Source organism: uncultured Nostoc sp. (assembly GCF_964247315.1).
Taxonomy (GTDB): domain Bacteria; phylum Cyanobacteriota; class Cyanobacteriia; order Cyanobacteriales; family Nostocaceae; genus Nostoc.
Window position 1 is genome coordinate 38,600 of sequence record NZ_CAXTTT010000032.1, and the last position, 22,582, is coordinate 61,181.

17 protein-coding genes are annotated in these 22,582 nt (G+C 39.7%); 8 read left to right on the forward strand and 9 right to left on the reverse strand.

Annotation, left to right across the window (positions count from 1 at the left end; genetic code table 11):
- Positions 1 to 18: 18 nt before the first annotated feature.
- The 3 genes from ACFE93_RS11990 to ACFE93_RS12000 all read left to right on the forward strand — a co-directional run bounded on the left by ACFE93_RS11990 (position 19) and on the right by ACFE93_RS12000 (position 4,315).
- A complete protein-coding gene (locus ACFE93_RS11990; RefSeq protein WP_375473504.1) occupies positions 19 to 1,053 on the forward strand; it encodes a sensor histidine kinase in 1,035 nt (344 codons plus the stop codon).
- Positions 1,054 to 1,074: 21 nt separating this feature from the next.
- Entirely contained in the window at positions 1,075 to 3,546 is a 2,472-nt protein-coding gene (locus ACFE93_RS11995) for an EAL domain-containing protein (RefSeq protein WP_375473505.1), read from the forward strand.
- Between the two features lie 151 nt (positions 3,547 to 3,697).
- Positions 3,698 to 4,315: a class I SAM-dependent methyltransferase gene (locus ACFE93_RS12000; protein WP_375473506.1), complete on the forward strand. Its 618-nt coding sequence runs from the start codon at positions 3,698 to 3,700 to the stop codon at positions 4,313 to 4,315.
- An 89-nt stretch (positions 4,316 to 4,404) separates the two neighbouring features.
- Here the strand turns inward: ACFE93_RS12000 and ACFE93_RS12005 are convergent, their stop codons facing one another.
- Complete coding sequence (locus ACFE93_RS12005) at positions 4,405 to 4,902, reverse strand: GNAT family N-acetyltransferase (RefSeq protein ID WP_375473507.1); 498 nt, start codon at positions 4,900 to 4,902, stop codon at positions 4,405 to 4,407.
- A 331-nt stretch (positions 4,903 to 5,233) separates the two neighbouring features.
- Between ACFE93_RS12005 and ACFE93_RS12010 the strand changes: the two genes are divergently transcribed.
- Positions 5,234 to 5,434 carry a hypothetical protein gene (locus tag ACFE93_RS12010; RefSeq protein WP_375473508.1) on the forward strand — a complete coding sequence of 67 codons (201 nt, stop codon included), beginning with the start codon at positions 5,234 to 5,236 and terminating at the stop codon, positions 5,432 to 5,434.
- Positions 5,435 to 5,933: 499 nt separating this feature from the next.
- Complete coding sequence (locus tag ACFE93_RS12015) at positions 5,934 to 7,109, forward strand: ATP-binding protein (protein ID WP_375473509.1); 1,176 nt, start codon at positions 5,934 to 5,936, stop codon at positions 7,107 to 7,109.
- A 162-nt stretch (positions 7,110 to 7,271) separates the two neighbouring features.
- Here the strand turns inward: ACFE93_RS12015 and ACFE93_RS12020 are convergent, their stop codons facing one another.
- The 4 genes from ACFE93_RS12020 to ACFE93_RS12035 all read right to left on the reverse strand — a co-directional run bounded on the left by ACFE93_RS12020 (position 7,272) and on the right by ACFE93_RS12035 (position 13,741).
- A complete protein-coding gene (locus tag ACFE93_RS12020) occupies positions 7,272 to 7,991 on the reverse strand; it encodes a DUF4079 domain-containing protein (protein WP_375473510.1) in 720 nt (239 codons plus the stop codon).
- 335 nt (positions 7,992 to 8,326) lie between these two features.
- Positions 8,327 to 9,946, reverse strand: coding sequence for a glycosyltransferase family 39 protein (locus tag ACFE93_RS12025; protein WP_375473511.1), 1,620 nt, complete (start codon positions 9,944 to 9,946; stop codon positions 8,327 to 8,329).
- 815 nt (positions 9,947 to 10,761) lie between these two features.
- Positions 10,762 to 12,414 carry a glycosyltransferase family 39 protein gene (locus ACFE93_RS12030; RefSeq protein WP_375473512.1) on the reverse strand — a complete coding sequence of 551 codons (1,653 nt, stop codon included), beginning with the start codon at positions 12,412 to 12,414 and terminating at the stop codon, positions 10,762 to 10,764.
- 499 nt (positions 12,415 to 12,913) lie between these two features.
- Positions 12,914 to 13,741, reverse strand: a complete 828-nt coding sequence (locus ACFE93_RS12035; protein ID WP_375473513.1) for a GNAT family N-acetyltransferase — start codon at positions 13,739 to 13,741, stop codon at positions 12,914 to 12,916.
- Positions 13,742 to 14,421: 680 nt separating this feature from the next.
- Between ACFE93_RS12035 and ACFE93_RS12040 the strand changes: the two genes are divergently transcribed.
- The 3 genes from ACFE93_RS12040 (at position 14,422) to ACFE93_RS12050 (ending at position 18,897) form a co-directional block, all read left to right on the forward strand.
- Positions 14,422 to 15,492: an LOG family protein gene (locus ACFE93_RS12040; RefSeq protein ID WP_375473514.1), complete on the forward strand. Its 1,071-nt coding sequence runs from the start codon at positions 14,422 to 14,424 to the stop codon at positions 15,490 to 15,492.
- A gap of 603 nt (positions 15,493 to 16,095) precedes the next feature.
- Positions 16,096 to 17,418 carry a D-alanyl-D-alanine carboxypeptidase gene (locus ACFE93_RS12045; RefSeq protein ID WP_375473515.1) on the forward strand — a complete coding sequence of 441 codons (1,323 nt, stop codon included), beginning with the start codon at positions 16,096 to 16,098 and terminating at the stop codon, positions 17,416 to 17,418.
- 264 nt (positions 17,419 to 17,682) lie between these two features.
- Positions 17,683 to 18,897, forward strand: a complete 1,215-nt coding sequence (locus ACFE93_RS12050; protein ID WP_375473516.1) for an HhoA/HhoB/HtrA family serine endopeptidase — start codon at positions 17,683 to 17,685, stop codon at positions 18,895 to 18,897.
- A 495-nt stretch (positions 18,898 to 19,392) separates the two neighbouring features.
- Here the strand turns inward: ACFE93_RS12050 and ACFE93_RS12055 are convergent, their stop codons facing one another.
- The 4 genes from ACFE93_RS12055 to ACFE93_RS12070 form a co-directional block, all read right to left on the reverse strand.
- Positions 19,393 to 19,776 (reverse strand): hypothetical protein, encoded by a 384-nt coding sequence (locus ACFE93_RS12055; protein WP_375473517.1) that lies wholly within the window; start codon positions 19,774 to 19,776, stop codon positions 19,393 to 19,395.
- Between the two features lie 503 nt (positions 19,777 to 20,279).
- Positions 20,280 to 21,182, reverse strand: coding sequence for an MBL fold metallo-hydrolase (locus tag ACFE93_RS12060; RefSeq protein WP_375473518.1), 903 nt, complete (start codon positions 21,180 to 21,182; stop codon positions 20,280 to 20,282).
- Between the two features lie 11 nt (positions 21,183 to 21,193).
- The gene (gene panD, locus ACFE93_RS12065; protein ID WP_292723737.1) at positions 21,194 to 21,577 is read right to left on the reverse strand and encodes an aspartate 1-decarboxylase; all 384 of its coding nucleotides are present in this window, start codon (positions 21,575 to 21,577) and stop codon (positions 21,194 to 21,196) included.
- A 122-nt stretch (positions 21,578 to 21,699) separates the two neighbouring features.
- Positions 21,700 to 22,212 carry an inorganic diphosphatase gene (locus ACFE93_RS12070; RefSeq protein ID WP_375473519.1) on the reverse strand — a complete coding sequence of 171 codons (513 nt, stop codon included), beginning with the start codon at positions 22,210 to 22,212 and terminating at the stop codon, positions 21,700 to 21,702.
- Positions 22,213 to 22,582: the final 370 nt, after the last annotated feature.

Sequence of the window (22,582 nt, forward strand, 5' to 3'; positions counted from 1 at the left end):
TTACGAATTACGAATTACATGAGTGTACCACTGCGCGTATTACTTGTTGAAGATTCAGAAGACGACGCTTTGTTGCTGCTGCGCGAACTACAACGCGGTGACTATGAAGTAACCTTTGAACGGATTGATACACCCACAGCCATGAAAGCTGCGATCGCAGAGCAAACATGGGATATCGTTATCTGCGATTATTCTATGCCCACTTTTAGTGCCCCTGCTGCATTGAAGCAGGTTAAGGAAAGTGGACTTGACCTGCCATTCATTATCGTCTCAGGAACTATTGGTGAAGATACCGCAGTCGCCGCCATGAAAGCTGGTGCCCATGACTACATTATCAAAGGCAATCTAGCGCGACTAACCCCTGCTGTTGCCCGCGAGTTGCGCGAGGCACTAGTGAGGCGGGAGCGTAAACAAGCAGAGGAGCAGATTAAAGCATCGCTTCAAGAAAAAGAGGTGCTATTGAAAGAAATTCATCACCGGGTAAAAAATAATTTGCAGATTATTTCTAGTCTGCTCAACCTGCAAGCAGAGTATCTCAAGGACAATCAAGCCCTTGAGGTATTCAAAGATAGCCAGAACCGGATTGAATCAATGGCTCTGATCCACGAGAAACTATATCAATCTCAAGACTTGGCAAGAATTAATTTTACCGACTATATTCAAGATTTAGTAACTAATTTATTTTATTCATACAACGTTAATTCCAGCGCTATTACCTTAAAAATGAATGTTGAGGAGGTTTTTCTAGTCATTGATGCAGCTATTCCTTGCGGCTTAATTATCAATGAACTTATTTCAAATTCCCTAAAATATGCCTTTCCTCAAAGAGAACTGGGAGAAATTTGTATTGACTTTTACTCTAAAGAAGTAAACTTATATACACTTTCTATCAGTGATAATGGTGTAGGCTTTGCCCAAAATTTTGACTTTCAAAATACAGAATCATTAGGTCTGCGACTAGTAAAGGGTCTAACACATCAGCTAAAAGGCAATATCGATTTTAGCAGCCAGAATGGAGTAAAGTATAAAATTATATTTTCGACTAAACTATAAATTTATAATTTCAATAAAAACATGAACCCAGTAAATATATTAGTTGTTGAAGATGAATTCATCGTGGCAATGGATATACAAAATCGGCTAAGGAAATTTGGATACACTGTTATGGAGCTTGCCGATTCTGGAGAAGAAGCAATTAAGAAAGCAGCAGCTAATTCTATAGATTTAGTTTTAATGGATATTCACCTTAAAGGAAATATGGACGGTGTGGAGGCCGCTCAGATAATTCATAATATTTTTAATATTCCAGTCATATATCTGACTGCTAATGCAGACGAATCAACATTGAATCGAGCAAAGGTAACAGAGCCGTTTGGCTACATTCTCAAGCCCTTCAAAGAAAAAGAATTAAAGTTCACCATTGAAATTACTCTTTCTAAACATCGGACGGAAAAAAAATTAAAACAGAATGAACAATGGCTGACTACTGTACTTAAAAGTATTGGAGATGCTGTGATTACTAGCGACGAATCTGGAACTGTGACTTTTATGAATCCAATTGCGGAGGTACTGACGGGTTGGAATTATTCAGATGCGTTTGGTAAAGAAGCAGCAGAAGTATTCAATATTGCTCATGAAAAAACTCGTATAATAATTGAAAGTCCTGTAACGCAAGTCCTTCAGTCTGGCGTTACTGTCGATCTACCAGAACAGAGGATACTGATTGCTAAAAACGGTACAGAAATACCAATTGATGATAGTGTTGCACCGATTAAAGATGACAACGGTAACATCACAGGTGCAGTTTTGGTCTTTCAGGATATCACCGAGCGCAACCAAATTCTGGAGGCATTAGCGCGTCGCCAGCAAGAATTCAAAGCACTAATTGAAAATGCACCCGATATTATTTCCAGATTTAACCCTCAATTGCGCTACGTTTACGTTAATCCAGCTATTGAAAACATTACAGCAATATCAGCCGAAACATTTATCGGCAAAACAAACGCAGAGTTAAATCTGCCGGAAGAATTTTGCCGGATATGCGATCGCAAGCTCCAGCAAGTTTTTCAAACGAAAGAAGAAACGGAGTTTGAATGCAGTTTAGCGATCGCCCAGCAAACAAGACATTACCATACCCGTCTTGTGCCTGAATTGGCTAGCGATGGCGAAGTATATTTTGTTTTAAGTATCGCTCGCAACATTACTGCTCTAAAACTGGCAGAGGCGCAATTAATTCATGATGCCTTTCATGATGTACTAACAGGTCTGCCAAACCGCGCCTTATTTATGGAACGGCTAGAGCGGGCGCTCCTGCTGACAAAACGACGTACAGACTATATATTCGCTGTTCTTTTTCTAGACCTAGATCGCTTCAAAGTTATCAACGACAGTCTCGGTTATACAATTGGCGATCAACTACTAACTGCCCTTGCTCACAGATTGGAGAATTGCCTGCGCTCTGGAGACACAGTTGCTCGTCTAGGGGGAGATGAGTTTACAATTTTGCTTGACGATCTCAAAAACGTCAATGACGTAACAAGCGTGGTGGAGCGGATACACGAAGCTTTGACATCTGCGTTCCAACTCAGTGGGTACGAGGTATTTACTACCGTCAGCATTGGCGTCGCCCTGAGCAGGGGTAGTTATAACCGACCGGAGGAACTACTGCGCGATGCTGACATTGCAATGTATCGCGCTAAAGCATTGGGTAAGGCACGCCATGAGATATTTGACTCAACTATGTACACCCAAGTAACGAAGCTATTAGAGTTAGAGATGGATCTACGACGGGCAGTTGAACGCCAGGAGTTTCAGGTTTACTACCAGCCAATTGTTTTATTAGAAACTTACAAAATTATTGGTTTCGAGGCTCTCGTTCGCTGGCAGCACCCGCAACACGGATTAATTTCTCCAGACAACTTTATTCCCCTGGCAGAAGAAACTGGGCTGATTATCCCTATTGGTTATTGGGTACTAGGCGAGGCTTGTAGGCAGATGCGTGCTTGGCAAGTACAATTTCCTACTGACCCACCCTTGACAATTAGTGTAAATCTTTCCACTAAACAGTTTTCACAACCTAGCCTGATTGAGCAAATTAATCAAATTATGCAAGAAACTGGTTTAGAAACTGGCAGTTTAAAGCTGGAGATTACCGAAAGCGTACTTATGGAAAATATTCAATTAGCAACTTTTATGCTTTTGCAACTGCAACAGATGAATATCCAATTACACTTAGATGATTTTGGCATCGGCTATTCATCCTTGAGTTACCTGCACCGCTTTCCCAGTAATGCCTTGAAGATTGATCGTTCCTTTATTGCTAAGATTGGTGCTAATGGAGAAAACTTAGAGATTGTTCAAGCGATCGTCGCTCTAGCACAGAATCTAAACATAGATGTAATAGCAGAGGGCGTAGAAACACTAGAGCAACTAACGCAACTTAGTGTTATGAAATGCAAATATGCACAGGGATATTTTTTCTCCCAACCCCTCGATAGCAAGTCGGTAGAAACATTAATTTTATCTGGGATTGAACCTAGATATTAACCAGTCTTTAGCTTCTGTAACTAACCTGACAAAAGCCCGATATTACAGACAATTCAGAACCGCTATAGTTAATTTGTGTTGTTAACTAAATTCTTGGAGGCGCAGCTAAACCCCGACAAAGCATCAACCTTTAAGAAAGCTGCGAAAACTAATGACTGATGACTTTTTCAATCATAAAAAGCTACTTTTTGACCTATGGGCATCAAGTTACGATTGGTTCTTTCCTTCAGTGTTTTATCGAGCCGTTCACCAACGGTTGTTGGAGTACGTCGATTTACCAGAATCGGCAAATGTACTTGATATAGGCTGTGGTACTGGACGCTTGCTAGAGCGCATTGCTACTCAGTTTCCCAATCTCCGAGCTACCGGATTAGATTTATCTGCTAATATGTTGCGGGTAGCAAGACAGAGCAACCGCCACCGTCCACGCTTAATTTATATTGAAGGCAAAGCTGAGTCTCTTCCCTTTGCTGATGGTCAATTTGATGCCGTTTTCAGTACTATCAGCTTCTTGCACTATTTGGAACCTAAACAGGTGGTTAGTGAGGTAGCACGGGTACTTTCTCCCGGTGGACGCTTTTATTTGGTTGACATTACTTCCAAAAAAGAGACAGAACCTCAATTCTTGCCAGTCTCTCCCCGTGGAATTAGACTCTACAGCCCTAATCAACGTCAACTTCTTGGCTCCTCTGCTGGGCTATTGTGTTTGAATCACCATTATTTACTAGGGCCTGTCTTACTAACGATTTTTGCTAAACCTCCAAGTTGAAATAGGAAATGGAGGAAAGTAAAGGGCTGGAAACATCTTGTATCAAGACTTGTTTTGCATATCTTAAATTACGAATTACGAATTACGAATTACGAATTAGTCTGACCTCGATATTCCATAAACACCACAGGAACTTTGAGCAGCCTTTTAGCTAACTGTGAGAATCTAAATTTCTCCTTGAGCGTAGATAAGCCTATTGTCTTAGGAAATTGTGGCAAGTCTTCAAAAGATAGTGGCACAAAGTCAAAGCGACTGTAAAACTGCACCAGTCGCTGACCTAAGCATTCCAGATAAAGTGGTTGCGTTGCCGTATTAATCAAATGTTGCGTTAGCAAACTACCCAAACCGCGACCTCTCCAAGCTGATGCAACAACCAAGCTACCAAGTTCTTGTGCCCCTGAGAAATTACGTAGCTGTCCACAAGCTATCAGATTCTCATTGTATTCAACTACCCAAAATTGCTGCCAATTTAATTGGGTTGGGTCGAGTTTCGCTGAAAATACCAGCAATCGAATCGACCACCGATCCGCAGAGGTTGCCTTGCGAAGGACACATCCAGATGGTAACGATAGATTGCTCTGGTTCATTGATTACACTTTGATAGCTTGTATCATAATCATCACACCATACTATTCATTCAGATCCAATCAGATATTTGTGATTTCGTGTCAACTATCAATAAGGCAATTTTAAAAGCATCTTGGACATAAAGCCATTCTAAGTTCTCCCTTAACGACTGCAAGGGTTCTAAGGTTAACAAATTCTATATTTATGGATTTTCATCAGCATATATGAATAGTACTAAACAATACTTACGATAGAGGAAAGAATCTGAGATAACTATATTCTGGATAGATACACTCACACTCCTAATTTTTTTAAGATAATCCCAAGAATAAATGATTAGGAATTGTAGTCATGGCTGAAGAACAAAAAGAAAAATCTAAGAATCAAGAAGCTACCCCTAGCGCTTCTGGTGGCTACCAAACCCCTATTGAAGAAGGTATCCGCAAAACTGGCGATGCTGAAAAGACTGATGGTAAAACAACTGCTGCTCCAGAAGCACCAGAAAATGATTCTGTAGCAGGTAGCCCTAATCAAGGAACTGAGTCACGTTAATTGATTTGAACTTTCCCAAGTTTTAATCATCTTGTCAGGTTTTTTTAATCACCCTAATACAGTAAGTATCGAGTGGATAGGTGGTGTAACAGCTACAATTATCCACTTATTTTTTTGTGTTATGAGCTACATTATCTCTACGTGCGTGCGTTAGCCAGGAATTTATGATCGTTGACTGTAATATAGCACTGAGTCTACTCTAAGTAATTTATATATAGCGATCGCTCAGGATAATGGTCTCAATATCTTGAGCGAATTTTTGAGGTTTTGCGCCGTCTTCATACTCGTTGAGAACAGTATGGTGGTCGCATCTGGGCTGGGTCAGAACCGGGCCGGACGTAGGAACAGTATTTTATTTTACCCTCAATGCAAATTAAGGTATCTTTAAATATATATCTAATAACTGCTTAGTAACCTTCTAGTAAACGCATGATTTCTAGCCCTATCTAAAAAATAGGAAATCAGGTGATTATCTAACAAATTGATATAACCCTGTATTATGGAAAAACTCACAATTCACATTCTATTAGTAGAAAATAGTGCAAGTGATGCTCATCTGCTACGCCGGATATTTTTAAATTCAGATCAAGAACAATGGCAGATGTTACATGTTCAACGGTTATCTGAGGCAATAGAAGCTAGCAGAGAAAACTCTGCGTCCACCCTTAAGAATTCTCAGATAGAGAGTCGAAAGGAACGCAGATTCGACCTAGTTTTGTTAGACCTCAGCCTTCCAGACTCTATTGGACTAGACACGTTAAAAGAATTTAAGACAGCAGTACCTGATATCCCAGTTGTGGTATTAACAGGTGTTGATGATGAAGATTTAGCACTGCAAGCATTAGCAGAAGGCGCGCAAGACTATTTAGTTAAAGATAAAATGACTATACAACGGTTAGTGCGTGCCATTCGCTATGCCATTGAAAGAAGTGAAATTCTCAACCAACTACGCGAGAGTGAAGAACGCACCCGTCAAGCGCTAGCAAAAGAACAGGAACTCAACGAGTTAAAGTCAAACTTTGTAGCAATGATTTCTCACGAGTTCCGCACCCCTATGACTACGATTCAGACGGCTGTAGATATCCTTGAATACAACAGTAAGAAACTAACTGATGTCCGAAGAAGTAAATATTTCGAGCGAATACAAAATGCTATCAACCAGATGCTTAATCTCTTAGATGAAATATTGTTCTTGAGTAAAACGGAAGCAGCTAAACTCGAATCCCAACCTACACTTTTAAATTTAGAAAATTTCTGTAGCGAACTCACAGATATTCTTCAACTAAATGCAGGTAGTAAGCACAGCATTATCTTTACTTCTCAAGGAGAATCGACTCAAGCCCAAATTGATGAAGACCTACTAAATTGTATCTTAACAAATTTGATTTCCAATGCCATCAAATATTCCCCTGAAAATGACACTATTTGGTTTGATTTGATTTGCAAAGATAGCCTCGCAATTTTTAAGATCAGAGATCGGGGAATGGGCATTCCTCTCAAAGATCAAACTCATCTATTTCAAACCTTCTATCGCGCCAGTAATGTGGGTGTAATTCAAGGAACAGGACTGGGACTCACTATAGTTAAAAAATGTGTGGAGCTACATGGTGGTCATATTCAATTAGAAAGTGAACAGGGTGTTGGCACAACAGTAATTGTCACTCTGCCACTATAATGATTAGGCAAATATAATTATAATAATTGGGCATTGGGCAGAACAGTTCCGTTAGGAATAGCGGGACATTTAGCCCGTTCCGAGTTCTGAGTAAATAAATGAGATTCCCCACTCAGTACTCAACACTCCTGAAGGGTATTGTTATGAGTTATTCTCTCTTGCTTATTTTGGTGCTTGGGGATTTGGCGTTGGACAAGTTTTATTAACAAAATCACACTGATAAATATAGGGTTCTTGCCAACTCAGGGGAATTTCTAATAAGTCTCGCGCTCCTGTCATGCCTTGTCCAATAAATAGCAACAAAGCAATGCAGTTTAAAATCGTATGAATGATACGCCAGCGATTGGACTTGTCTTGATAAATATCTTGAACAATTGCTAATGAAAAAATCATTAGCAGTGCTGCGGTAATTCCAATATAATAATGTGACCAGTACCACTCATTGGTGAGGCGATAGACTCCATCTTGACAGCCTAGAATTACTAAACCTGCACCAGTTAAAGTTGCAAAAACTGCCCGCCACACCCGTTGTTTTGCCCGATAAAGAAATACTAATGAGGCGATGGTGGCAGCAAATATTAGCAGTATAAAAATCACTTGAAAAGGTGTTTGATTCCACAATTGATTTTTGATAATATTTTTGCTAATAGGGTAGCTTAATCCGATTAAAGTTAATCCAACAACTGCACTTGTGAGCCTTTCACCTAACTGCTTATGTTCTGCACCCACCACTGGAGGAATTTTACTCTTACTCCCTGCTAAAATTTGCAATCTACGTTGGCGTGTTTGCCAAGCAAAATTAACTACTGTACCGATGAGTGGAAAAACGAATATAATTGCGATCGCTGGATGTAAAAGACCAAGAAAATCTGTTATTTGCATACAACACCTTTCAATGAATCATTGAATTCATCACAAAGGATAATTTAAAGCATCGTACCATTACTTAAATTAATTTAAGATGAGAATTTGTTTAATATTTATTTTTGTTGTTTTTAGTTGATTTTAATCAAAAAATATTTGAATATCTTATAAAAGATGATGACTCTAGGAAATATTTCCATATATCAAAAGATATATGGAAATATTTTTTAATATAAAGTTACGCAAATAGATAGTAGAAAAGAATGATTTTCAAGTGGAGCCAATAAAGCCTCTTTTCTACGAGACGCGAATTTGTCTACATGAATTTTATATATTACAGCATGTAGTTCTAACTACGTCCTAATTTTTTCAAAAAATACATTGCTACGTGGATTTTCTATTTTCCAGAGCAAGTAATTATTGTCACTATACACAACAAACGTTTTATAATTATAATTTGTTTCTATTTGCTTGCGCCAGGTATCTGAAGGATTTAATAAAAAAATATCAGTGAACTCATCAGGAATATTGGGGATAGAACAGTCTTTTACTAATTGAAACTGCACTTTTGGCTGTACAAGATAGCTGAGAGAAAAGACATTACCATAATTAATACTAGAATTATTGCTAATTAAAAGTGGATGAGTAGCCTGATTAATAATTTTTGCAACTTGTGGATTACCAGAGCTAATAACCTTACTCCACCAAGTTTCAGCCTGAGAACTCACTCCATAAGAAACTAGCCCACAAATAATCACTATTCCCATGATTATTTGCCAGATTCTCCGGCGTGCAAAACTTTTATTGTGTAGCTGCGTAGCTAGGAGGTAAGTAACAGCTAGTTGAATTCCTAAATAAGAAATCAATAAATAACGTTCGGCAAGTGAGCGTATACCCCCAAAAAGTAAATCTGGTAGCATTAAAGGTAATGCAGGAATCATAATCAATGTGACGATAAACAACCAAATTTTATAGTTAGTTGTTCGACAAATAAAATAAATAGAATATCCAATAATAACTAAAAAAATAGGCGTAATTACATAAGTAAACTTATTTTCAAAGCCAAAGTCTAAATCCAGAAAAATCCGATTTAACTGTAAAAGCCAAGATTGAATTAAAATGTCTAAGGGTAAATGTCTGTTTGTCCAGGCTATTGAACTTTTTACTTGCAAGAAGTTAGCTATCAGAACCAATATCCAAGGTGTAAAAGCTAAAAATCCTGCTAAAGATGCTAATAGATAAGCCTTTACTGTTCTAGTAAATCTAAATTTTGCAGTGGCAATTACATAAATACCATGAGCGACTACGACAAATCCACTGAACAAAAATGTATAGAGACTAAGCACCAAAGTGACTGCATACATTCCCCAATTTAATATGCGTAGTACTCGATTTTTTGATTCCAATCGTAATGCTCGTAGCAATGAAGCGCTGCATAGTAATACAGTCACTATCCAGAGAATATATTCTCGTGCTTCTTGGGCGTATACTAAGTGAATAGGGGAGATTGCCATGAGTGCGATCGCAACCTCCGATACCCATGTCGATGCTTTAAATAATTCTCGACACAGCCAATAAATACTGGGAAAAATTAATAAGCTGATGCATGCTGATAAACTTCTAATTACCGTCACCGAATTGCCAAAGATTTCCACCCAAAACCGAGCGAGTATATAATACAGTGGTGGATGCTGTGGATCGTCTACTTCCAAAGATATAATTGTGTCACCTAAGCCTTTCTCCATATTGGGACTTTGGAATTTTGCAAAACTTTCCTTATTAATTATGCGACCATTAAATATTTGCTGCCTGACTTCATTTACTGTATAACCAGAAATCCGCAATGAAGTGAAAGTCTCATCGTGCCAGTAAACTTTGCGGTCAAGGTTAAAAAAACGAAAAAATATACCCACCATTAACAAAACTACAATGAGAAACCGCAACCTATTTGGAGCAAGTTGGAAATGCCGCATAACTAAATTTCACAATAACTTGTACAGCAATTATCTACTTTAACAAAACAACTTTATGACTCTCAAAACTATTGCAATTGTAGATAGTGAGTTAGTCAAGTAGCTGAGGTAGTAATTTGCCAAATAAGATTGTATATTTAGCTACAAAATTAACTGTTTAGTGTAGTGGAAAAAGTAGGTCTAGTAGGATGTTTTCGTAGAAACCCTTGATTATCCTGTTGATAAGCTGTAACTTAGTGTCTAGTACATACCCACTATAAAATTACACAAGTTACTAATATGAAAATCACACGTCAATAAGAAAAAATTCCAAACAAGAGTCGGCTGAAATCTCCGAACTTTCTGATAGTGAACTAGTGGCTGTAGTGGGGGAAGCAGAATTAGTAGATTTAGAATCACAATTGGAAAAATTGAATCACAAACAGGAGTGGGTAAAGCATTGTTGAGAGGATTAGAAACTTTAGTTAAGGCAGCCGAAGCCAATTATAAGAAGAGATAAAAAATTAGCTAGAGGTTAGACTAAACAGCTGACCTCAAAGGAAAAAATAAAAGGCGTGATTAAGCACAATTCCCTTATTAGCACCTCAAAGTAACCACTTACACTTACATGAAGTTAATTAGGGAGCATCCCACTTTTTTGCATGTCATTGTGAGCGTTCGCGTTAGCGTTGTGTAGCAAAGAGAAGCAATCGTAAAATCCTCCAATTCAGAGCGAGTCAATGCGATTGCCTCGTCATTTCTCCTCTCTACGAGACGCTATGCAAACGCAATGACAATTATTTTCTCATTAACAAATAAAAATTGGGATGTACCCGTTAATTATTTATTAAAAGATGACTAATTTGTAAATTACGTCGGCGCAAATTACGAATTTTAGCCAATTTCCAGATTGAATAATAGTTATCATTATAAACAATATCTGTCTTGAATTTAGACTTTTTTTCTATTATTTTTCTCCAAGTCTCTGAAGGATTAAGTAAAAATACATCAGTAAATCCATCAGGAATTTTAGGAATTTTTTGATTGCTCACCAACAGAAATCGCACTTTTGGTTCTAAAAGATAGCTTAAAGAAAAGACATCACCATAATTATTACCGAAAGCATCACTAATCAAAAGTGGACGATTACTCTGATTAATGATTTGGGCAACTTGTAGATTGCCAGAATTCATACCCTTATTCCACCATGTTTCTGCCTGGGAACTCACCTTAGAAGAAATCAAACCACAAATAATCACTAATGCCACGATTATGTACCAAAAGCTCCGACGCGATCCGCTTCCATTATATAGTTGCGTAGTTAGTAGATAAGCAACAGCTACTTGGATTCCTAAATAGGATGGGATTAAATATGGTTCGATAGACGCTCGTATACTCCCAGTAATTAAATTTGGCAGTATTAGAGGTAATGCTGGTACTACAATTAATGTAATGATAAAAGACCAGACTTTATAGTTAGTTGCTCGACAAATAAAATAAATTGAATATCCTACCAAAGTTAAAAAAGCTAGTGCAATTAAATAGCTTAGAGAATTTTCTGACCTAAGGTTTATATCAAAAAAAATCCGGCTTAACTGCATTAAAAAAAAAGGCAATACAGGTATCAAATCTAACTGAGTTGTTGTTTTATTTGCTGAAATTAAAAATTGAAAAAAGTCACCAATCACAACTGTTATCCAAGGCATGAAAGCTAAAAAACCAACTAGTGATGCTAGCAGATAAGTTCTCACGGTTTCAGTAAACTGAAATTTTGCAGTTATCATCACATAAATTACGTGAGCAACTGCTACAAATGCACTCCAAAGAAATGTATAAAGACTAATAGCTAAAGTGACTGTATAAATACTCCAGATAGCGAATAAATCTGGTTTTTGTGGTTCTTTTGCTAGCTCATCTTCTAGCCGTATGGCTCGCAGCAGAGACGCACTGGATAGTAAGATGGTAACTAACCAAAGAATATATTCTTGTGCTTCTTGGGCGTATACTAGGTGAATTGGAGAGATAGCCATGAGTGCGATCGCAACACCAGAAACCGATAATGGCACATCAAATAATTCTCGACATAGCCAATAAACACAAGGAAAAACCAGCAAACTAATGCAGGCTGATAAACTTCTAATCACCGTCACCGAATTACCAAAGATTTCCATCCACAATCTAGCTATTATGTAATACAATGGTGGATGCTGAGAATCTTGTTTTGCCAAAGACATAATTGTGTCATTTAAGCTTTTTTCTGGATTTGCACCTTGAAACTGAGCAAAACTTTCTTTGCCAATCACACGATTATTAAAAAGTTGCTGTTTAGCTTCATTAATTGTGTAACCAGAAATTCGCAATGAGGCATAAGTTTCATCGTGCCAGAAAACTTTACCATCAAGATTAGAAAAGCGAAACAATATACCCATCGTCAATAAGAAGATAGTTAAAAATCGCAACCAACTCGGAGCAAATTTGAGATGGCGCATAAGTGGGTTTCCTAAAAAGTTTTTTCAAATCATCTAATTTAGTAGGCTGGATGAGGTGCTGCTACGCCTGTTGTAGACATAGCCAAGATTTCAAGCAAAGGCTATTTATTAAACATCGCCAACCGGACTTTAATTTGATTAGGAAGATTGGCAATCAACACCTCTCCTTTATTAACTACAAAAATAAATGGACAAGGTTGTATCAAATCCCGCAAAACTGGATTTGGTTTTGAAACCGTAATCTTATTAATGAAGTGTAAAATACACTAAAGCCGTATCTGTAATCGGGTGACTCCATAGCTACCGTGTATTGAGCGATCGCTTTGCAGGTTATAGTTCTCAATTCTCTAACGGCGAATAAAGGATTGTTTTTTGCCTCCAGCATAGTATAGGGTATGGTATCAAATGCAATTATTCAAGCCCTTAAAGCCGATCGCTTTTGCAAGCACACAAGGAGAAATTCATTCGGTCGATCGCCTTAACGATGATTCACTAGTCATTAATCGTGAAAAATCCTCAGTGGTAAAGGTTTTTTGAAAGGATTTGGATAACGCCATCTGGCAAAGTCTGCAAGATTAGATATAGTTAAAAAATCAATAGTTTTAAACTGCCGATCAATGGCAGGAAGGCTGCATATTTTAGCTCCAATATTTAAGTATGCCTGCAAAATTTTAGGAATCTCAACATTAGATAAATCTGGACAATTTTGAGTCAGTTCTAGACAAAATTGTGAATTTGGATAAACCAAAATACTTGGATGCATCAAGTTATTCTGCCGAAAATAATCATAAGCGCAACTAGCTTGTCCAGGACATTGTGTGAGTAATGATGCACAGCCAAAGAAATATTGGTTTTTACTCCAGATGAGATAATTTGCCAGGCCTTCCCAGAGTAATAAAAGTGTCTGACTATTGCGATATTCTTTAGCTATACATACACGCCCAACTTCTACTGATACCTGAAGTACAGAATTGGGAATTCCATTAAGATTAAATATATCGGTAGCATCAAAGCCTAGTCTTTGAGAAGCCATTATATAGGTCTGCATCCGATAAGTTCCAATCGTTTTACCCGTATATTTGGAGATTAGGATTAAATGATGGCAAATCGCATCAAACTTATCTATATCCATCTGGGTAACATTTGAAGCAGGAAATCCCAAGCCTAGTTCAAGATTAAAAACCTCAAACCGCAACCGAAAAATTGATTCTAATTCTTCTTCAGTTGAAGCTAGCCGTAGGGTATATTTTTCAGTTTGAAGGACGGGAAAATCTTCAAGAGGGGGAGGAGGATTCAGTGGGTAATTGATGCGTCCAGAAACTTCCATCTATCTTCCTACTTAGATTTGCGAAAATATTCTACTAGGATTTAGGCACTAACAAATAGCTCACATTATGCATTAATGTGTCGAAGTGTAATTGAGAGGGTTTTCGATAAAAGATCCTTTAGAGCGATACGCTTGAGTTAAGGATTTTTGGTACTGATTTTTGACCTGTAAAGACGCGTTAGCGCCTCGCGACATTAGCATAGCGGGGCGTTCGCACAGCGTCTCGTAGAGAAAGCCCAGTCCAATTTCGCGTCTCTACCAAGGATTTTAGACTGAACTGAACGGTATTGTGGTCTAAAGAGTTTTATTTACTTTCGTAGATTAGGGATAGAGTGCTTTTATTATGGACATTAATTCCCAAAAAATCTGGCAATAAGATACAAAATTTTCCTTTGATATACGCTATCAGATGTAAGTCATACCATTTTACATAAACCCTGATATATATTGTGGCGACAAGTAACGTCAGTGAAGGAGTTCTGTCAATTGCTCGACCGAGATAACTTGCTATGGTGTTCAAAAGTTGAATTATCGCAACAAGCCTTATCAAAAAAAATTTTAGAATTTCCGGCTTCAAAATCAGTTCTAAATTTGCTAATTGCACATTCGAGGGCTATATCCCGCTTGCTAGAGTGTAAGTAGTTCACGTAAAATATAGTGCCATTGTTGCGGCAGTTCTCATGACCTCATCTGCGTCTTTTGACACATTAGAGTCTTTACAGGCGGATATCGCTGACTTGATCGTTCGTTTACCGACATTAAAAAATCGGCAATTTATTCTGCAAGCACTTACTACTATTGTTCGTCTAGCTGATACCGAAATTGAGCGTCTCGATTGGAAAATATTATCGTCTGCATTAGCAGATATGGAGCGCGGTTTCCAGCTTTTTTATGATTATCGACACATTCGCAAAGTCACCATCTTTGGTTCTGCTCGTCTAGCTCCAGATAGGCCAGAATACCAAATGGCCCTTGAGTTTGCTCGTGCTATTTCTCAATTAGGATTTATGGTAATGACTGGCGGTGGTGGTGGAATCATGCAAGCGGGTCATGAAGGTGCTGGGCGAGAAAATTCCTTTGGACTAAACATTCAGTTACCCTTTGAACAGCAAGCAAACCCTTTTATAGAGGGCGATCCCAAGCTAATTAACTTCAAATATTTCTTTACCCGCAAGCTGTTTCTCCTCAAAGAAAGTGATGCTATAGCCTTGTTTCCGGGAGGCTTTGGCACTCAAGATGAAGCTTTTGAATGTATGACATTAAGCCAAAATGGTAAATTTGGGCCAGTACCTTTAGTTTTAATCGATCGCCCTGATGGTGATTACTGGCGCTCTTGGAGCGAATATATTGATAAGCAATTAGTGCAAAATGGTCTTGTCAATCCTGAAGACCCCTGCCTTTACACAGTGACAGATAACCTGGATGTGGCTTGTAATGCTATCACCCGTTTTTACCAGGTTTATCATTCCAGCCGCTATGTAAGCAATAAGTTAGTCATCCGCCTGAAGACAGATATATCAGACGCTCTTTTAGAACAACTTAATGCTGATTTTAGCGACATTATTATTCAAGGAAAAATTGAAAAAAGTCAGGCATTACCTCAAGAAGCACAAGATGAAACTGTTGAACTACCTCGCCTCATTTTGTACTTCAATCAACGCGATTTGGGGCGCTTGTATCAGATGATTGCCACAATTAACCGGATGGGTACTCCTTCACCAGAGGATGCAGCACATCCAGAAAGAAAGTAGGTAAGCTAAAACACATCTAATTTGCGTATTAAAATTTTCTCAATATCTTGTAGGGTGGACATCTTAATCCGCCCTGATTATGCAACTCGAATGCTGATCAGTTTATTTAAGGGAAAAAAGTGGGAGAATTTTGAACATTCTTCCGTTCCGCATTCCTCGTCCAGGTAATTATGGACTATCTTTAGGGGCGGATCTTGCTTCCCTATCAGGATACAAGCGTACATAATCGGTCATTGACATCGCCAGTTGCTGAATCAGGCTAAGGGCGTAGTAAGTAAGTTGACACAATAAAACCAAACTGTGTGAAGAAAAGTAAACAAGGCTCAAACCCTTTTTCCCCTGCTCCCTACCTTATCACAACAATAATTATTTACGCCGACCTACTTATCTACACATATCAAAAATATTTTTTATTTTCATGCGGCTATCTTCATGAGCAATGGGTATTTTAGCATTGTCAAAGCAAGCCATAAAAACAATATGATTCATCCTACTTACAGATGAGAAAAACACTAGTTATTATGGCTCAATACTGATTCTCGTAAAAAAACTTGTATATTAGCACAGTAAACAACGTTTCAAATCCTGACAGAGGAATAAAAAATGCTGGAATTATTGGGTTCAGGTTTAGTGTCGCTTTGGCTGGAAATGGCTGGGGTACAAATCAAGCCTCTAGATGCCTTAGATGCACTAACTTGGCAAAGTAGCCCTGGCTTGGTTATTGCCCCCGATCCAAATCCATCTGGGGCGACTACGGTGCAGGAATATTTGAAAAAGCTGATCGCATCAAAAGTGGTAGCCCAAAATCTGGCTGAGAGTCAGGGGATTTGGATGCAGTCAGGGCCAATGCTGATGGCAAATCACCAAGGTACGACTCCTCTGCCGGCTGCTTCTTTAACTAAAATCGCCACTTCACTAGTTGCTTTGAAAACTTGGGGGCCAGATTACCAATTTGATACTTTGGTGAGTGTCACTGGTCCAGTGGTAAATGGAGTTGTGCAGGGCGATTTGGTGATTACAGGCCGTGGCGATCCTTTGTTTGTTTGGGAAGAAGCGATCGCTCTTGGTAATACTCTCAATCAAATGGGCATTAAGCAAGTAAAGGGGAATTTAATTATTACTGGCAATTTTGCCATGAATTTTCAACGTCAGCCAATGCTAGCAGGTCTGATGCTCAAGCAAACACTAAATCGTGCAACTTGGGGTCGCCCTGCGATTTATACACACTCAATCATGCCCAAGGGAACGCCTAAACCTCAAGTTGTGATTGCGGGTGCGGTGAAAGTTGAGGCGCAACCAAATCCTCAACAAACTTTGTTACTGCGTCATCGCTCATTGCCCTTGAAGCAACTTCTCAAGGAAATGAATGTTTACAGTAACAACGATATGGCAGAGATGCTGGCAGACTCAGTGGGGGGAGCAACTGTAGTTCAATCAACTGCTGCTAACCTTGCTAGGGTGCCACAAGCAGAAATTCAGTTAATCAATGGTTCTGGACTGGGCCCGGAAAATCGCATTTCCCCCAGGGCTGTTTGTGCCATGTTTATGGCTATTCAAGCGGAGGCATCTCTACATCAACTAAATTTGGCTGACTTGTTCCCCATGTCTGGATTCGACCACCGGGGGACACTACACACTAGACACATTCCCCTGGCGACTGTGATCAAAACTGGCACTCTCCGGGATGTGAGCGCTTTAGCGGGAGTGATGCCCACACGCGATCGCGGTTTGGTTTGGTTTGCTATTATCAACCGTGGGACAAATGTCTGGGGTTTGCGGACTGGACAAGACCAACTTTTGCAAAGTGTTGTCAAACAATTACAGCTACCTCCAACTGTTCCTGTTGCCCTGACTCCCCACTCAGCCATCAACTCCTTACCCCAACTAGGTGCAGCTAATCGGAATGAAATCTTATACAAAAGTTAGTTCATCCATAGTCTAGAGTTAGAACAGAGAGCGGACTAATCTTATTGGCAATCCAAAAGTTTTATTGATGGGTAAAAACCGAACTTGTAAAGGGTAAATGTCCATAATAGCTTTTGGGTTAAATTTTCTATTAAGTTGATTACAGGTAGTTCGCAAAATGCCCTAACTCCAGTAGTGGAAACAGGCGAAACCTGAAATAAAAATAACTGTAAATAGATTTGTCACGACTAAGCAACAATTAGGCTTATAAATTAGGTTGTGATTATGCGATTTCCCAAATTATCTCGGTCTTTACGTCAATTCACTACTCATGTTTTAGCGATCGCGCTAGGAGTTCTGTTAACCGTTAGCACATTGCAGGTGTTACCTTCCCAAGCCGAACCAGCACCCACAATAACTGCTGGAGATACTTCAGAACTGATTGCTCAACGGCAATCACCAGCTAGTGCTGCGATCGGTAGCACTAGCTTTGTCACAGCAGCAGTAAATCGTGTTGGTTCAGCAGTTGTCCGAATTGATACTGAGCGGACAATTACTCGTCGGGTTGATCCAACTTTTGACGATCCCTTTTTCCGGCGGTTTTTTGGTGACGGTTTCTCTCAACAGATGCCTTCTGAGCAGTTACGTGGTTTAGGCTCAGGTTTCATTCTTGACAAGAGCGGGCTAGTTCTGACTAATGCTCATGTGGTCGATAAGGCTGATAAAGTAACAGTCCGACTCAAAGATGGCCGCACCTTTGAAGGGAAAGTTCAAGGTATTGATGAAGTCACAGATTTGGCAGTAGTCAAGATTAACGCTGGTAATGATTTACCAGTGGCGCCCTTAGGTTCTTCTAGTAATGTCCAAGTAGGAGACTGGGCGATCGCAGTCGGTAATCCTTTGGGATTTGATAACACCGTTACCTTGGGAATTGTCAGTACCCTCAAACGTTCCAGCGCCCAAGTCGGCATTAGCGACAAACGTTTGGATTTCATTCAGACAGATGCCGCCATTAACCCTGGTAACTCTGGCGGGCCACTATTGAATGGTCAAGGCGAAGTAATTGGTATTAACACAGCCATTCGCCCTGATGCAATGGGTATTGGGTTTGCAATTCCGATTGATAAAGCTAAAGCGATCGCCGCGCAACTGCAACGTGGTGGCAAAGTTGCTCATCCCTATCTAGGCGTGCAAATGCTAACTTTGACACCAGAGCTTGCCAAGCAAAATAACACCGATCCCAACTCTCCTATTCAGATACCAGAAATTAATGGTGTTTTTGTCATGCGAGTTGTCCCTAATTCTCCAGCTGCATCTGCGGGTATCCGGCGCGGGGATGTAATTCTTCAAATTGATGGTAAAGCTATTACCAGTGCAGAACAATTGCAGAACATTGTGGAAGATAGTCAACTTGGTCAAGTATTAAAGGTGAAAGTGCAACGGGGTAATCAAACACAGCAGCTTTCAGTACGTACAGCCGAGTTGCAAAATGCGTCGTAGGGGCAATATAGGCGATTTTAATTGTGTGGAATAGTAAGGGCACAGCAATGCTGTGTCCAAAGCGTGTGTAGTCTATAAAGGTTTTTAACGTCTCGTGTAGCCGCGACTTCCAGTAGCCAAGGCGAGTAACAATTTAGACTTTTCAAACATCCTTTTTGAATAGAAACTGCGATCGCACATCGCAGTTTCCGGTGCTACTGGTTTCCTCTTTTGATAAGTTGGAATTTATGAGTTGCGATGCCTACGGCAGGCTACACCTAAGCATTGGGGGAGCTAACGGAGTTAGAATACTTTTGGTCACTTATTACACGAATTAGCCCATACGTGTAATGCTGTACTACCCTGTTTACGCGGTGAAATGAGCAGTGATACCGAAACTTACGCTAAGGACTTGATGAGCCACTTTTAATACTGTGATCGCCACAGATAAATATAGCAAACTGGAAACAAGGCAATTTTGAAACCACATTAACAGCAAATAAGGGGGTCTACCGACTAAAGCTCACCAAATCCTTCAATTTCAGCTTCGCCCTTAACACGCCTACCACTTTCATTTCGCCCAATAAAATACCACTTGGTTTTCATGTTAATTAATTCGGCACTACCACTCCAATTTTGAAAATCAGTGTACTGATAATTAGGTAATATCATTCCTCTTGGACAGGAATACCATTCAATAAAATCATTACGAGTAAAGGGTTTACCTGTGAAGTTTTTGAAGTACCATTGTCCTCCAACCCAACTAAAAGCACCAAATTCTTCAATAACAACTTTTCCAGCTACTGACTCCATTGTAGTGGCATATACCCAAGTGTATTGATATCCACTTAATCCGCCTCTGTGTGCTTGTACAGGATTCGGTGTATGAGTTATTTTCAATTCTGTCGGAAGAGACGAGAGTGCTTTTAGCTTACATGAACTTCTCCATACTCCGAGCAAAAATTGCAGCTTTCGTCCTATTTCTGTTATCACATACACTACATTTCACCTAGCTGTATATACTTAAACAATGATTATATGAAATTTTTCGATACAAGCCGCTAAGTTAGACGTATACAGCAATTTTGTGAAATAGATGGATTGGGAAGAGCTTTATCAAAATTGGTTATCTCAACGAAATGCTAACAATGATAATATGACATTGAGCTTTTTTAGGATTGAGCCGATATCTGTGTAATTTGGGTTTAGTTTGTACACAGTAGAGCATATACTCTGAAAAAAAAGCCTGCCTGCTCTCAGAAAAACAGGTAATACGGCTCTTTTATAAAGGCTGCCAATCACTTGTAGTAAAGGTTTAGGGCTACCAGTGCTGTGAAACTTCCTTCTCCAGTCAGGGCTATGACCCTAAACATAACTTAGGCGATCGCTACAACGACTCTAAATCACTTACTAACAGCTAATACTAAACCTTCATGGGCTAGTATGGCTTGAGGAAAAGCAGATTTAATATCGACTTGAACCTGGTCAAGAAAATCATCATGGTCATCTGGGTGATGATGAGAAATGGCTAGCCGTTGAACGCCAGCATTCACAGCTGCATTCACCGCAGCTTGCCAGAGTAAATCAGCAGAGTCATGGTTGTGAGACGTAGGGGGAGTGTAAGTGGCATTGGCAATCAGTAAGTCAACGCCTTGAATGAACTGTAAAATCCGCTCTCGCTCCACTTGATCAGCATTCTGGTGCAAATCTGTAATGTAAGCAACGCTATACTCTTGCCAAGTAACTCGGTAGCCAACTGACCGCTGAGTTTGATTAATTAATGCAGTTGTAATGGTGACATCATCTAACTTCACGTCGCTTTCTGAAGTCAGATTGTAAAACTGCAATTCTGACTGCATTACCTGTAAAGGGTAAGGAAAGTGTGGTTGGAGCATCTGATCGTACAGACATTGTTTGATTGAGGCTCCATTTGAGGCAGCTGTCCCGTAAATATGCAAGCAATTTTCCCCAATAAATGCGGGAGCAAAAAAGGGAAACCCTTGAATTCGGTTTGATTGGCAGTTGGTAAAAAATAAATGGGCTTCTAGTGGCTGTTGCAGTTCTTGCCAAGTTTTACCCAGTATGCGTAAGCCAGTACCGCCATCAAAAATCAAGCGTTTCCCAGCTACATGTATTTCTACACAAGCGGTATTACCACCATAACGATTAGTATTGCTACTGGGAGTGGGAATCAAACCTCTGACACCCCAGAATTGCACGATAAATTCACCTGCTGGGCTACTGGGCAGGGTAGATGACTTTTCTGTTATGTAGCTCTGGGAATCCGACAACTCAAAATTTGACATTTTCCTTGAAATTAGACCTTACTGAGCAGGTCATCGTAGCGCCGTACTTCTAAGAGCCTGTTTTTTTCGTCCACAATGACTACCGTAGGAGAGTAACTTTTTAACTCTTCTGGAGTGAACTGCCCGTAAGTCATTATAATCAAGCGATCGCCAATAATGCCTAGACGTGCCGCACCTCCATTTAGCTCAATTATTCCTGAATGAGCTGGAGCGGGGATCGCATAAGTAATAAAGCGCTGACCGTTGGCACTATTAACTACTTGCACCTGCTCATAAGGTAAGATACCAGCTTTTTCCAAAAGGATTTCATCAATGCTGATACTACCCACGTAGTTGATATTTGCCCCTGTGAGGGTGCAGTTATGAATTTTTGCCAAAAGGAGAGTACGCTGCATTCTAGTTTGGGTTTGGTGGCAGTTTTTGCGATCCGTAACAAGCGGAAGTTATGAGTACAGACGCGATTAATCGCGTCTGTACAGGAGTTAGGAATAAAAATTCATAACTCCTAACTTCTCTATTATCCTCTATAAGCTTTAACGGATTTTTCTACTAAAGCTGCAACCTTGTCCACATCTTGCCAACCGAGAATTTCAGTCACTTTTTTTTCCAAATTTTTATAACTACGGAAAAATTCAGCAATTTCTTCTAAGCGGTGTGGCGCTAGGTCTTTCAGGGATTTTACATGAGTGTAGCGCGGATCTTTGTCAGGGACACAAAGGATTTTTTCATCGCGATCGCCACCGTCAATCATCTCCAAGAAGCCAATCGGTCGCGCAGCAATAACACAGCCGGGAAAGGTCGGCTCGTCAATTATGACCATACCATCAAGGGGATCGCCATCTTCAGCCAAAGTATTGGGTACAAAGCCGTAGTCATAAGGATATTGTACTGAGGAATAAAGTACTCGGTCTAGAGCAAAAGCTTGTAGTTCCTTGTCGTATTCGTATTTATTTTTACTTTTGCCAATAATTTCAATCAGAACGTTAATTAGACCCGGTTTTGGTTGGGCAGGAATACGAGATAAGTCCACAAAAAACTCCTCTGATAACGTTGAATCATGGGGGCACTCAGTCAGCTTCGCTCCCCGTGTAGAATTTTAGGGCAATATGGATCTCTTCCCAAGGTATTTGTTCTACGGCATAGGGGACTGGGAAGAAACTTTCAGCTGTAACCTATTCCCTTGAATTAGCTAAAAAATAGAAAAAGCGTTACGAGCAAACTTCGCAACGCTTTTTCCAAGAAGGTATTATAGATATCCTCCGCCCTTAATTGCTGTTAGAGGATTTTTGTCCTAGCTTTGTTAAGACAACTGAAATCTGGAGTTACACAATCCAGATTTAGCTTATGGGTTCTTGGCAACTTTTGGTGATCTCGGTTGGGGGAAGGCAGAGGGCAGAAGG

Bases quoted from the DNA above. Each gene is read 5' to 3' on its own strand.
- ACFE93_RS12005 (WP_375473507.1), bottom strand. From the start codon at position 4,902: ATGAACCAGAGCAATCTATCGTTACCATCTGGATGTGTCCTTCGCAAG.
- ACFE93_RS12015 (WP_375473509.1), top strand. From the start codon at position 5,934: ATGGAAAAACTCACAATTCACATTCTATTAGTAGAAAATAGTGCAAGT.
- ACFE93_RS12050 (WP_375473516.1), top strand. From the start codon at position 17,683: ATGCGATTTCCCAAATTATCTCGGTCTTTACGTCAATTCACTACTCAT.
- ACFE93_RS11995 (WP_375473505.1), top strand. From the start codon at position 1,075: ATGAACCCAGTAAATATATTAGTTGTTGAAGATGAATTCATCGTGGCA.
- ACFE93_RS11990 (WP_375473504.1), top strand. From the start codon at position 19: ATGAGTGTACCACTGCGCGTATTACTTGTTGAAGATTCAGAAGACGAC.
- ACFE93_RS12000 (WP_375473506.1), top strand. From the start codon at position 3,698: ATGACTGATGACTTTTTCAATCATAAAAAGCTACTTTTTGACCTATGG.
- ACFE93_RS12035 (WP_375473513.1), bottom strand. From the start codon at position 13,741: ATGGAAGTTTCTGGACGCATCAATTACCCACTGAATCCTCCTCCCCCT.
- ACFE93_RS12040 (WP_375473514.1), top strand. From the start codon at position 14,422: ATGACCTCATCTGCGTCTTTTGACACATTAGAGTCTTTACAGGCGGAT.
- ACFE93_RS12045 (WP_375473515.1), top strand. From the start codon at position 16,096: ATGCTGGAATTATTGGGTTCAGGTTTAGTGTCGCTTTGGCTGGAAATG.
- ACFE93_RS12020 (WP_375473510.1), bottom strand. From the start codon at position 7,991: ATGCAAATAACAGATTTTCTTGGTCTTTTACATCCAGCGATCGCAATT.
- ACFE93_RS12030 (WP_375473512.1), bottom strand. From the start codon at position 12,414: ATGCGCCATCTCAAATTTGCTCCGAGTTGGTTGCGATTTTTAACTATC.
- panD (WP_292723737.1), bottom strand. From the start codon at position 21,577: ATGCAGCGTACTCTCCTTTTGGCAAAAATTCATAACTGCACCCTCACA.
- ACFE93_RS12060 (WP_375473518.1), bottom strand. From the start codon at position 21,182: ATGTCAAATTTTGAGTTGTCGGATTCCCAGAGCTACATAACAGAAAAG.
- ACFE93_RS12025 (WP_375473511.1), bottom strand. From the start codon at position 9,946: ATGCGGCATTTCCAACTTGCTCCAAATAGGTTGCGGTTTCTCATTGTA.
- ACFE93_RS12010 (WP_375473508.1), top strand. From the start codon at position 5,234: ATGGCTGAAGAACAAAAAGAAAAATCTAAGAATCAAGAAGCTACCCCT.